Here is a 13,351-nt window from a genome sequence, read left to right on the forward strand (position 1 = left end):
GGCTTGTCTCCCGGGCTTTTGTCCCGCCGTGTAACCTCAACTGGAGGTCGCCAACTCTCGGACCAGCCACTCGCGCTTGCGAGCCGGAACCCTAGTCAGCCATTGCAAATTGTGGTGCCGCGAACCTGTGATGACTCCTGCACAGGTTTGCTAAAGCGAGAGACGTGCCAAGTCGCGCCGAGGCCTCTGCGGCGTGGATCTGCTGGATTGCCGAGGTGAGCGTGGCGAGCGACAGCGCATCGTGGTGGTGCGTGGTTGCACCGTCATGCAGCGCGTTTGCGCTTCATGGGTCGCTGATTTTGCGGATAAACAAGATTTCATAATCACTTGTTTCAACTTGTTGCAGGAACGCACCAGATTCTGAAATCGCTGTCTGATTCTTCGACAGTCAGCAATTGCTGACGGTCGCCTGCCAGCGTCGCTGGTGTGGCCAACCCGCGGTCCAGGAGGCCGCCATGTATCGCCGAATCCTACTGCTTGCCGTGATGCTTTTTTCCCTTGGCGGATGCGTCCCTTATTCATACGGAGACAGCTACTACAGGTCAGAGGTCTACACATCACCCGCACCGGCCTATTACAGCGGTGGCGGCTCCTATTACCGCAGCGGCGGCACCTATTACACCCAGCCGCGCTACTACCAGCCAGCGCCGCGGTACTACCAGCAACCGCGTTATTACCAGGCGCCGCGGCACTATCAACCGGCCCCTCGTTACTACGAAAGCCGTCGCTGGCACGGCAATGATCGCGGACGCTGGGACGGTCACCGTCGCGGCGGCTGGGACAATGACCACCGGGGTCGCGGCAACTATGATCGTCACAGCGGTCGTCGTGACTACAACGGCCGTGGTAACCGCTGGTAACTGACCGTAAATAAAAAAGCGGCGCATGATGCGCCGCTTTTTTTTTGCCCGTCGAAAAGTCCTTCCGTTGGCCATCTCCTAGGACAATCCCGGAAGCGTCCTACAGTTCCATTTCGTGGTGTTTGTTAGCGTTCGTGGATGCCGAACGAGGCGAGCAATCCTCAGCTCGATAGCGGCGAAAAATGGACGTTCAGCGCTATGAAGCTACTGGTTATTCATCAAAATTTTCCCGGTCAGTTCCGTCATGTGGTACTGGCAGCGCTGGAGCGCGGTGATGAGGTTGTGGCGATCGGCCGGGACACGGCACCGGGCGTCGCCGGTGTGCAAATCCATCGATATCGAGCGACCAGCCGAGCGCCCGGCAATATTCACCCCTATCTGATCCGCTACGAACAAGCGGTGATCGACGGGCAGAAGGTTTTTGAAATTCTGGGCAGGCTGAAACGTTCGGGTTATCAGCCAGATGTCATTCTTGCTCATCCCGGATGGGGAGAGACGCTGTTCGCCAAGGACATCTATCCCGATACGCCACTGATTCACTATTGCGAGTATTACTATCGAGCGCAGGGCGCCGATTGCGGGTTCGACCCCGAATTCCGCCGAGCTACAAGAGAGTCGTCACGGCTGCGCGTGCTCAACTCGCTGCATCTGTTGAATCTTCAACAATGTGATATCGCAATCGCGCCTACCCAGTGGCAGCGCAGCCTGTTTCCAGCCGCTTACCGGTCGGCTATTCGGGTCATTCACGAGGGTGTGATTCAAAGATCTGACCTGGCGAAAGTCAGGGCAGTCAGATTGCCCAATGGAATCGAGCTCAAAGCCGGACAGCCAATCGTTACCTATGTCGCCAGAAACCTTGAGCCTTATCGCGGCTTTCACAGTTTCATGCGAGCGATCCCGCTTGTTCAGGCTGAGTGCCCCGATGCGCAGATCATCGTGGTTGGCGGTGACGGTGTCAGTTATGGGAGTAAGCCGGTCGGGTACCCGGATTGGCGCAGCAGGATGGAGGCAGAAGTCAGTTTCGATCACTCCAGAGTGCATTTCACAGGGAAACTTCCTTACCAGACTTACCGCGCGGTTCTCGCATGTTCCAAAGTCCATGTTTATTTGACGTATCCGTTTGTCTTGTCGTGGTCGTTACTGGAGGCGATGGCGTCTGGTTGTGTGGTTGTTGCGTCGGATACGGCTCCGGTAAGGGAAGTCATTGTCGATGGGGCTAATGGCGTGTTGATGGATTTCTTCGACCATCAAGGAATTGCCAGAAGTGTAAGCAAGGTTTTGAAGTCGGCAGGTGAGTACGATGGACTTGCCAGCGCCGCGAAGTTGACGGCAGGTCGGTTCAGTGTGGAATCGGGCGTGAGCCAATACTTTGAGGTTTTTGCAAGCGCGATATCCGGGCATAACGACATACCAACCGTTCCGCAGTTTGAGCGGGAGGTTTGAAATGTCCAGGAAGTCGCGTAAGCAGGCGATCAAGTGGTTTAAAAGGTTGTTGAAGTATGGATTGTTCTTTTATGTCTGTTATTGCGTAGCGGAATTTTATATTCGCAAAGAACAATCTGCCGAGTCGGCGGCTATTCACCAGGCAAACGAGAAAGCTTGCCAGAACAAGCTGGCGAGCATGCAGCAAGTGCCGATATTAGGCGGCGCCTATATAGATAAGACGCTAGTCCCTGAGTTTTACGTTGGCATGCCTGAGATGGTGAACAAGAAAGCGTGTCTGGCGATTGCTCTGAAGGGCCTTTTCTGGTGGACCGGGACGGGGCTGCATCGGCACCAGAATCAGCGCCTGGAACCGATCCCCGAAAGCTGGCGGCTCTATAAATTGAATGCCGGGCTTTTTACCAGGAAGGAAACTACCGAGCCCCATGAACGGGGTTATCGGCACGTCAACTGGCCGGATGAGTTGATTGTGAAACTAAAGAATTATCCGGGGCTGGAAGTTTGGCTGAATGCTCCGCCACCGCATTTCAAGAATGTGTCATCCGTACGAAATTTTGTCATTGCAGGTTGGCCGCGGCGAGACGGAACCCCTCGGCTGATCAAGTGTGACGGCTTGATTCGCCCGGCTTCCGAAGAGCAACTGACTGACAAAAAGCTGGCAGGTTTTGGTAGGGCTGAATTGGAGAATCTGGATTTCGGCAAGCTGAATTTCTTCTGCACGGTCAATCTGGATAACTTCGACTTCGCTGGAGGGCACGGTAGTGTAGGTCTTGGTCTGTCGTCATTACGCGAAGCACCTGAGATGCTCAAGTATCTCAGTGATTATCTTTCACGCTCTGTTATTACAAGGAAGTAACAATGAGTTATGTTTTTAACGATATGGAAAAATCCGAAATTTTCAATGCGGCAAATAGTTGCAAAGGCATGACATTAAATTCTGAGGGTGTGGAGTACATTGCATTGGAATTAGCAGGGGCAAGCTGCGCCCCCCTGTACCAAAAGCTGTTCGACATTATTGGTGAAAAAGTTTCTGACGTTGCAGCCGCCGATAAAGAGGCTCGAGACGTACTGAAAAGCGCCAGACTCTGGCTCGCCGTGGCCATTGATGCCAACGGTGGAAACGGTGCCTACTCTGCCCTGATTCGTGGTTACACCTCCCGCCAGGGTGAACTGAGACTGAATACAATTTTCAGTGAAGACCTGATGCAGCTTTCATCCAACCAGGTTGCCGTCAACTTCATCAATACCCTGATCAACGGATCCCTTGCCGGTCAACTGGCGCCGTGGACGGTTCCGTCAATCAGCCAGATCGCTGAAATCGACGCCAGCGCGATTGGCGAGGCGCTGTTCAAGGAGGTTTGCGGGGAGGACGATACCGCCGTGAAACGCAATGCCGGCTGGTCTGGAACAGTCGGATTCAGCCTGTTGGGCGGTAAGCCTCCCTATGAAACCTGGCGGTTGATCTGCGCCGGTGATTCGAACAGGGAAGATGGCGGCCCACCCATCCAGGCAAAACCCAACCGGCTCGACGACTATAAAAACATTCTCTTCGCCATCGACGCCTACAGCGTCGGCCTGCGAGCGGCGATCAGCAATTTCGGCATCAATCCACTGCAAAGTCTGCTCTCGGTCGTACCCGAGCAAATCAACATCGCGCTGGCCAGCGGCAGTGTGAATCCGCTGATTCAGCATGTAGTCAAAGGCACGCCTGTTGCCGCCGTGGTCGAGCTGATCTTGCGCTACGGCCAGAACGAATTTCTCGACATGTTCAAGCGCACTTACGACGGCGATTCTGCTGCCACACCCACCACCGACGAAACCTTCGCCAGCAACGCTTACGCCTTCTTCTCGGCATTCTCCCCGGAGCAGTCGCAAAGCATCGTCACCCGGACAATAGGCGAGTTCGGCAATGCCAATGCATGGGCAAAACTGGCAGGCGAGGCGACGCCGCTCGGCCTGGCGTTGCGCAACGCTTTGCAGCAACTCAGTGAAGTCGTCATAGAGCGAGCCGACGGTTATCCCGACCGCAACCTCGAGCTTTACGATCCGCACACTGGCGAAGGCTTTATCACCGCGCAGTGGCTGGCGGACCGTGCGCAGATGCTCGCCCGTTTGATTGCCCGAACCCAAGGCTCGTTCGCAGAACACTCGCTGCAGCAGTTTTCCTACTCCGATCTCGCCTCAGGCAAACAGGCGCCGATGACCACCGGTGTGTTGAACCCGCTGGCCCTGTTCGGTGATGACGGCGGGCGATCTTTCGCCGGCGGCGCAAATGCCGATCATCTGTATGGCGGCGTGGGCAATGACTCCATCCATGGGATGGCCGGTCACGATTTTATTGAAGGTGGTCGCGGTAACGACTCGCTTACCGGAGGTGACGGCAATGATGAGTTGTACGGGATGGCCGGTGACGATGTTCTGCTCGGAGGAAAGGGTAACGATTCTTTGATCGGGGGCGAAGGCAACGACCGTTATGAATTCGCCAGCGGCGATGGCATCGACGAGATTCTTGATGCCAACGCCGATGGGCAACTGTGGATCAACGGCGCGCCGATTCCCCAACTCAAACGCCGCGCGCCTCTGAGCAATATCTGGTCTACCGAGGATCGGTCCATCACCCTGACGCTTGTTGAACACACCCTCAACATCAAATATGGCCAGGGCGATCTGGTGGTCATCAAGAACTTTCAGCCCGGGATGCTTGGCATCCGCCTCCCTGAATACGAGGGGCAGCCGCTCACTGCTGCGGATTTGACGCTTCAGGGCGACTGGAAAGCCAAAGACGCTGATCCCACCGTCCCTGGCGATCAGCCCTCCTTTGATGAGCTGGGCAACGTGGTGCTGCTGCCCAAGGTCAAACAGCGCAACAAGGCCGACGTACTTTACGGTTCCGCCGCAGACGACGTCATTCTCGGCCTGGGTGGTTCTGATCGATTGTTCGGTAAGGCTGGAGACGATCGGTTATTCGGCGACAAGCAGACGACGCTCGAAAAAGCTATGGCCGACGGTGACGCCAAGGGCAAGGCAAGTCGCGGAGACTGGCTCGACGGCGGGCAAGGTGACGATTTGCTTATCGGTACGGCGTCCCGAGATGTTCTGCTCGGTGGCAATGACCGGGATACCTTGATCGGCGGTGCTGGCGACGATGTGTTATCCGGAGACGAAACCACCGGTGCGCTGGAACAAGGTTGGGCGGTCAAACGCGCTGACGTCCCCATAGCTGGTGGTGTCACCAGTCACCGAACGGTCTTTTCAAAGGCCTCGATAAACAGTGCGTCCGAGGGCGGTGACGACGTGCTGTACGGGCAGGGTGGCAAGGATTTTATCGACGGCGGCTGGGGAGAGGACCTGCTTGACGGCGGAGCTGACGACGATTTTCTCAAGGGCGATCAAGGTAACGACACCCTGGCCGGTGGCAGCGGCAACGACGTAATGCTCGGCGACAACCTCGATTGGGGCGGTGGGCTACCCAGCAAACACCATGGCAACGATGTGCTGGACGGCGGTAGCGGTGATGACCGGCTCGCCGGTAACGGTGGCAGCGACGCGCTGTATGGCGGCCCTGGCAACGACATTTTGCAGGGTGATGACGGCGTACTGGACGGCGTCGAAGGCGATGCCGCGCATTTTTTTGGCGATGATCTGCTGGACGGTGGCTCCGGCGATGACACGCTCTGGGGCGGCGCTGGCGATGATTTGCTCTTCGGCGGCGAAGGCCATGACGATCTGATCGGCGATAGCCCTGAGCATCCGGTTCGCTATCACGGCAACGACTTTCTCGATGGCGGCGCGGGGGATGACACCCTGCGCGGCATGGGCGGCGCGGATACGCTGGCGGGTGGCGCAGGGGCGGATTTTCTCGATGGCGATGTGTCTGACCTGCAGCCGGGTGGAAGCAACAATGACGTGCTTCAGGGCGGCGAAGGAAACGATACGTTACAGGGTGGTTTCGGTGCCGACACGCTGGACGGCGGTGCGGGTGACGACATTCTTGCCGGCGATTACGAGAACAGCGCTGAGGCCGAGCAGAATGCCGATTATCTGCACGGTGGCTCAGGTAACGACACGCTGCTCGGAGGTGGTGGCAACGACACCCTGCTGGGCGGGGAAGGTACGGACTACCTTCGCGGCGATTCTGGCGACAACGTGTTTGATGGCGGTCCCGGTGCTGACGTGCTGGATGGCATGGATGGCGCTGACATCTACTATTTCGGCGCTGGCGACGGTCTGGATATCGTCACCGATGTCGGCGGCCGCAACATCATCAGGTTCGGTGCAGGGTTTTGCGCGCAAAGCCTGAAGGCCGACGTTATCGAAGTTACCGTCGGCACGGTGTTGCGACTGGCCAATGGCACGGGCGACGCGATACTCATCAAGAATCACGAGAAGTGGAAGTCTTCCACATTCACTTTCAGCGACGGCGTGGTACTGGATTACGCAGATGTCCTGCGCAAAACACTGCCACCGATAGAGATGTCCGAGCCACCCGTACCGGAACCTGTCACCGCCCCGGCAACCCCTGAAAGCAAAGTTGCGGATCCGGTTCAGCCAGACGATGTCACCGCTGCGGCGCAAGGCCCGGTGGCGTCTGTTCAAACGGTCAACTGGACCGATGAGTTCCTCGCGCAAATCAAGTCAAAACGCTCCGCCCGCAAACACGCCACAGGTTTTACCTTGAATGAGCAAGGCGTTTGGGTCCGCAGTCATGTCACCACCAGCGACACCGGTTACACCACTCACACCGAGCTGAGCGAGGACAGCGTCGACGCAGGAACACTGTCTGAAACGCCGCCATGGATGAAGGCTGATGGCAGGCAAGCCGTAGTCAGTGAAAGGCAGTCGACAACCACAACCCGTGTCGAACATAAACCGGTGAAAGCCGAGGGAGCAATCGCCTCCTCAAATCAGGCGCCTCGCTATTATCGATCCGGCTCGGCCAACGGGTTTTCCTTCAATACGGGCGACGTATTGGTTGAGGACCGAAAGCAATCCGGCGCGCTTGAAGGCTGGTACGTCTATCCGGCGGCGAGCTTCAGTTCGGGCGCTACAGTGCCCAAGGCGTTTCGCTGGGATGTCACAACTGAAACGATCAAACGCAAAATCGTCCATGGCGACGATGCCGGCGGGCGAGTGAACGTTGAAGTGGAAAACGTTTTCCACGGCGGCGCGGGAGACGATCTGATCGTCGCTTATGCAGGCTCCCCACTTGACTACGGCACTGTCGGCGACAGAACACCGGGCGCGTTTTTATCCGCCGGTGCAGGTGACGATACCTTGCTCGGCTCCGAGGGCGCCGACTATCTGCTCAGCGGCTCGGGTGATGACTGGCTCTACGGCGAAGACGGCGCCGACACCTACATCGTGCAAGCGCATGCCGGGGCGACAACCACGATTGCGGACGTGCTCTACCCTGTTTTCCACCGAGCAGAAGTTGGCGTAGCGGGGTGGAAAGACGAGTACGGATTGATCGATCAGGACACGGTCGTTCTTCCAGCAGGCGCGCAGCGCGATGCACTGCAATTGAGCTGGGGTGCTGCGCTGATAGAGACCACCCATGTCGAGCTTGAGCCCAACCCGGATCGCGCGGCTTACCGCAACCCGCCGAGAGCGAAAATGCTTCATCCGACACTCGATATCCAATGGGGCGGGACGCAAAAAGTCCGCATCGTCTGGCCCCACAACGGTGAACTTGAGGGCGCCGGTATTGAGCTCGTCAAGTTCGCCGATGGGTCGGTCGCAAGTTTGAAGCAGCTCCTGGAGTCAAGTCAGCTCGGCCCTGCGCCCGAGACCTTTCGTACGGGTGTCATCGTCAACCATCCCACCCGTTCAACTTCCTTGCGAGACGGACGAGCGCTGCCACTCGTGGGCGGTCGCGGCAACGACACGATAAGCGGCGCGGGGGAGATCCGAGGCATGCACGGGGATGACGTGCTCACGGGCAGCCCCGGGGATGATCTGCTGCTGGGTGGGCCGGGCAATGACACGCTGGCGGGCGGCGCTGGAAATGATCTCTACCGATACGATGGCCTCGGCAGAGACGTGATCATCAACAACGGAGGCGGCCGGGACGGAATCGATTTTTCCGAACGCAGGCTGACGATCGACAACTTGAAGTTTCACCGTGAGCGCGATGATCTGGTGATCGTGGTGGATTACGGCATGGCGCCGAAAATACGGGTTTCCAGTCATTTTGCCGCTGGTGAAAGCGCTATTGGCTTCATAAGAGTCAGCGAAGGAACAGCGACTCAAGACTACAGCGCAAGGCAAATCGCTGAACGTCTGCACCCGCTTCCGCCACTGAGGGATGTCGAGGATATCTTGCAAAAAGGCGACGATGCAGCGCAGCGGGCAATCAAGGAAATCATTGAGTTCTACGAACTGAATGTCTGACAAGATGACCGATTGAGCCGGCCCGCGATGGAAATCCTGTTGCCATCGCGGGCCTCGCGTCACCTCAATACTGGGTCAGATCCGCTAACGGATGCCGCCCCTCCCAGACTTTATGAAAGTGCGCCTCGACCACCGCATCCGGCACGTTATTGATGTCCGGCCAGTGCCAGTGCGGCTTCTGATCCTTGTCGATCAAACGCGCCCGCACGCCTTCGCTGAATTCCGGATGACGGCAGCAATTGAGGCTCAGGGTGTATTCCATCTGGAATACTTCGGCCAGCGACATGTGCCGCGCGCGGCTGATCTGTTCCCAGACCAGATGCGCGGTCAGCGGCGAGCCCTCAGTCATGGTTTTCGCCGCGCGGGCAATCAACGGATCGCTGCTGTCGCGGTGCAGGCTGATGGCTTTCCACGCACAGGCAACGTCGCTGACATCGAGCAGTTCGTCGATCTGCTGACGACGCGGCAGCCACTGCGCTTCGGGCATTTGCCCAAATGCTTCCTGCTGCAAAGCCTTGAGCAGGCTGTTGAGCTGCATGGCGGTCTGTTCCTGCCAGTTCAATTGCAGCAAGCCTTCGATCAATTGCGGTTGCTGTTCGTCGAGCAGGAAGCGGTCGGCCAGATCCAGATCCAGCGCATCACGGCCGTTGATGTGCGCGCCGGTCAGGCCGAGAAACAAGCCGAGCTTGCCCGGCAATCGGGCGAGAAACCAACTGGCGCCAACGTCCGGATACAGGCCAATGGTGATTTCCGGCATCGCCAGACGGCTGCTCGGCGTGACGATCCGCGTGCTGGCGCCCTGCAACAGGCCCATGCCGCCACCGAGCACATAACCGTGACCCCAGCAGATCAGCGGCTTTGGATAGGTATGCAGGCTGTAATCGAGGCGATATTCCGCGCTGAAAAACTGCGCGGCCAACGGCGGCACTTCGCCGGGGTGAGCGCGGCAGGCTTCGACCAGGCTGCGCACCTCGCCACCGGCGCAGAAAGCTTTGCTGCTGTTGCCGCGCAGCAGCACGCAGACGATTTGCGGGTCATTGGCCCAGGCGTTCAATTTTTCGCTGAGCGCGTTGATCATCGGCAGGGACAGCGCGTTCAGCGATTTTTCGGCATCCAGGCTGGCGATGCCGATGCGGGCGCCGTCAGTGCCGGTAAGTTCTTCGAAGTGCAGATTCATCGTGACCTCGATCGGGAATTTGAGCGAACAGTATGATCGCTATGGGGGAAAGTGCCGGATCTGCGTCAGATCAATTGACAAGCGTGGTCGGCTTTCCTAGGGTTCGCCCCATTGTTTTTGCCGGAAATGACCATGACTGCTGACGACCGTATCAAACTCGAACCGAGCTGGAAGGAGGCACTGCGTGCTGAGTTCGACCAGCCTTACATGGCAGAGTTGCGCAGCTTTCTGCAGCAGGAGCGGGCCGCCGGCAAGGAGATCTATCCGCCGGGACCGATGATTTTCAACGCACTGAACTCAACGCCCCTGGACAAGGTGAAAGTGGTGATTCTCGGCCAGGACCCTTACCACGGCCCGGGCCAGGCCCACGGTCTGTGTTTCTCGGTGCAACCGGGCGTGCCGGCACCGCCGTCGCTGGTCAACATCTATAAAGAGTTGAAACGCGACCTCAATATCGACATTCCCAACCACGGCTACCTGCAGAGCTGGGCCGAACAGGGCGTGCTGCTGCTCAACACCACCATGACGGTTGAGCGCGCCAACGCCAACGCGCACAAGGACAAGGGCTGGCAACACTTCACCGACCGCATCATTGAAGTGGTCAGCGAACGGCAGCCGCATCTGGTGTTCATGCTCTGGGGCGCCCATGCGCAGAGCAAGCAGAAGCTGATCGACGCGACCAAGCACCTGGTGCTGACCTCGGTGCATCCGTCGCCGTTGTCGGCCTATCGCGGGTTTTTGGGCTGTGGGCATTTCAGCCGGACCAACAAGTTTCTCGAACAGAATGGCGAAACGCCGATCGACTGGCGCTTGCCACCTCTCGCCTGAGATCGTTCCCACGCTCCTCGTGGGAATGCAGCCCGGGACGCTCTGCGTCCCAAAGCGGACGCGGAGCGTCCATTGAGGCATTCCCACGCAGAGCGTGGGAACGATCAGTCAGGACTCTGGAATACGATTCCAGTACTTGAACAACGGCTCCGCCAGAAACAGCACAAACAACAGCCGCATCACCTGCATCGCCGTCACCAGCGGCACCGACAGTTGCAGGGTCTCCGCCGTCAGGCTCATCTCGGCGATCCCCCCAGGCATCATGCCCAGGGTCAGCGAACGCAGATCCAGATGGGTCAACGCACTCAAGCCCAACGCCGCCAGCGACGCGATCAACATGGTCAGCGCCGTGCCGATCAACGTCCGGCCCATGAACGACGGCGCGCGGCGGAAGAACTGCCGATTGAAGTGACAGCCCAGGCCGCTGCCGATCAGCCATTGGCCGATCTGACTGCCGCCATTAGGCAAACCGATGTGCAGATCCCAGGCGATGCTGACCGCCGCACTGACCAATAACGGCCCGAACAGCCATGGATTGGGTTGGCGCAGACGCTGCCAGAGCCAGGCGAGCAGGGCGCCCGCCGGAAACAGAATCGCCAGCCAGCGCCAATCGACACTGCCGGCGTGAGAAATCGGCGTGCCGTCACCGAGCAGATACTTGAACGCCGCCGGCACGCACAACACCACCACCAACACCCGCAGACTCTGCCCGGCCGCGACATGGCTGAGCAGTGCACCGTTACGAGCGCCGAGGTTGACCATCTCCCCGGAACCACCGGGCATGCTTGAGAAAAAAGCCGTGGCGCGATCCTCGCCGGTGCGGCGCATCAGCCACACGCCGACCACCGCCGAAAGGCTGGTGACCAATGCACCGAAGAAGATCAAACCGAAATGACTGAGCACCTGTTCCATCACCAGCGGGGTGAAGTGCAGGCCGATGCCGATGCCGACGATCCACTGGCCGCACTTGCGCCCGCCAGGGATTTCCGCCAGTTGCCACGGCGTCAGGCAGCGCACCAGGATGATCGCCAGCAACGAGCCGACCATCCACGGTAGCGGCCAGCCGATCTGGCTGGCGATGAAACCGCCAAGCAGACCGACCAGCGGGGTGCCCCACCAGGCTTTCAGGGACAAGCGATCAAACATCGGCAATGACGCGCCGTGCCGCCGAACGCTTGCGCCAGATGCGGATCAGCGGCATCAGCAGCATGATCGCGGTGAGGATCCAGCAACCGAAGGTGATCGGACTCGACCAGAGAATCTCCAGCGCGCCATTGGAGATCGACAGGGCGCGACGCAGGTTCTGCTCCATCAGGCCACCGAGGATGAAGCCCAGCAGCAGCGGCGACAGCGGGAAATCCAGCTTGCGCAGGATGTAACCGAAGATGCCGATACCGATCATCAGGAACAGATCGAAGGTGGTCGCGTGCACAGCGTAAACGCCGATCCCGGTGATGATCGCGATGATCGGCACCAGCGCCCAGTTCGGCACGGCGAGGATGCGGGTGAATACGCGGATCATCGGGATGTTGAGGATCACCAGCATCACGTTGGCGATGAACAACGACGCGATCAGGCCCCAGACGATGTCCGGTTGCTGTTGGAACAGCAGTGGACCCGGGGTAATGTTGTACAGCGACAGCGCGCCGATCATCACCGCCGTGGTGCCCGAACCCGGAACGCCGAGGGTCAGCATCGGAACGAGAGCGCCGCACGCCGCGCCGCCGATAGCGGTTTCCGGCGCGGCCAGACCACGGGGATCGCCTTCACCGAATTTGCCGCTGGTGCCGGCGATGCGCTTCTCGGTCATGTAGGCCACGGCACTGGCGAGCGTTGCGCCAGCACCGGGCAGCACGCCCATGATGAAACCGAGCACGCCGCAGCGGACGTTGACGACGAATACCGACGCCGCTTCCTTGAAGTTGAACATCATCCGGCCGGTGGCTTTCACCGCTTCCTGGCCGTGGTGGGTTTTTTCCAGCAGCAGAAGGATTTCGCTGATCGAGAACAGACCCAGCACCAGCACAACGAACTGGATGCCGTCGGTCAGGTGAATGTTGTCGCCGGTGAAACGGTACACGCCACTGTTGGCGTCGATGCCGACGGTGGAAAGGAACAGACCGATCAGCGCCGCAATAAAGGTCTTCAACGGTCGATCACCGGCCATGCCGCCGAGACAGACAATTGCGAACACCATCAGCACGAAGTATTCCGCCGGTCCGAAGGCAATCGCCCATTTCGCCAGCAGCGGCGCAAACAGGACCATGCCGCAGGTGGCGATGAACGCGCCGATGAACGAACTCCACGCCGACAGTGACAGCGCGACACCGGCCATACCTTTACGAGCCATCGGGTAGCCGTCGAGGGTGGTCATGACGGTGGAAGCTTCACCCGGAATGTTCAGCAGGATCGAGCTGATCCGGCCGCCGTATTCGCAGCCCAGATAGACCGCCGCGAGCAGGATCAGCGCCGACTCCGGCGGCAGGCCGAGCGCGAACGCGATCGGAATCAGCAACGCCACGCCGTTGATCGGACCAAGGCCCGGCAACAGGCCGACGACGGTGCCGATCAGGGTGCCGCACAGTGCGGTCACCAGGTTGTACGGGCTCAGCGCGACGCCGAAGCCCTGACCCAAATAGCCAAGGGTATCCAT

At 59.0% G+C, this 13,351-nt stretch carries 8 protein-coding genes and 1 riboswitch; of the genes, 5 read left to right on the forward strand and 3 right to left on the reverse strand.

Annotation, left to right across the window (positions count from 1 at the left end):
• Positions 1–5: 5 nt before the first annotated feature.
• Positions 6–106, reverse strand: a riboswitch (guanidine-I (ykkC/yxkD leader).
• Positions 107–455: 349 nt separating this feature from the next.
• From ACYSTU_RS12575 to ACYSTU_RS12590, 4 genes are all read left to right on the forward strand, one after another.
• A complete protein-coding gene (locus ACYSTU_RS12575; protein ID WP_130910879.1) occupies positions 456–860 on the forward strand; it encodes a hypothetical protein in 405 nt (134 codons plus the stop codon).
• A 198-nt stretch (positions 861–1,058) separates the two neighbouring features.
• Positions 1,059–2,303, forward strand: a complete 1,245-nt coding sequence (locus ACYSTU_RS12580) for a glycosyltransferase family 4 protein (protein WP_498998865.1) — start codon at positions 1,059–1,061, stop codon at positions 2,301–2,303.
• A gap of 1 nt (position 2,304) precedes the next feature.
• The gene (locus tag ACYSTU_RS12585; protein ID WP_498998869.1) at positions 2,305–3,159 is read left to right on the forward strand and encodes a hypothetical protein; all 855 of its coding nucleotides are present in this window, start codon (positions 2,305–2,307) and stop codon (positions 3,157–3,159) included.
• 2 nt (positions 3,160–3,161) lie between these two features.
• Entirely contained in the window at positions 3,162–8,693 is a 5,532-nt protein-coding gene (locus ACYSTU_RS12590) for a calcium-binding protein (RefSeq protein WP_498998872.1), read from the forward strand.
• A 64-nt stretch (positions 8,694–8,757) separates the two neighbouring features.
• Here the strand turns inward: ACYSTU_RS12590 and dspII are convergent, their stop codons facing one another.
• On the reverse strand, positions 8,758–9,870 hold the full coding sequence (dspII, locus tag ACYSTU_RS12595) for an enoyl-CoA hydratase/isomerase DspII (RefSeq protein WP_498998875.1): 1,113 nt from the start codon (positions 9,868–9,870) through the stop codon (positions 8,758–8,760).
• A gap of 132 nt (positions 9,871–10,002) precedes the next feature.
• On the opposite strand from dspII, the gene ung reads away from it, so the two are divergent.
• Complete coding sequence (ung, locus tag ACYSTU_RS12600) at positions 10,003–10,698, forward strand: uracil-DNA glycosylase (protein ID WP_073473079.1); 696 nt, start codon at positions 10,003–10,005, stop codon at positions 10,696–10,698.
• A gap of 108 nt (positions 10,699–10,806) precedes the next feature.
• Here the strand turns inward: ung and ACYSTU_RS12605 are convergent, their stop codons facing one another.
• Positions 10,807–11,844: an AbrB family transcriptional regulator gene (locus ACYSTU_RS12605; RefSeq protein ID WP_498998885.1), complete on the reverse strand. Its 1,038-nt coding sequence runs from the start codon at positions 11,842–11,844 to the stop codon at positions 10,807–10,809.
• A complete protein-coding gene (locus ACYSTU_RS12610; protein WP_016771277.1) occupies positions 11,837–13,351 on the reverse strand; it encodes a tripartite tricarboxylate transporter permease in 1,515 nt (504 codons plus the stop codon). The genes ACYSTU_RS12605 and ACYSTU_RS12610 overlap by 8 nt, the downstream gene beginning before the upstream one ends.

The sequence above is a fragment of the Pseudomonas glycinis genome (assembly GCF_054871425.1).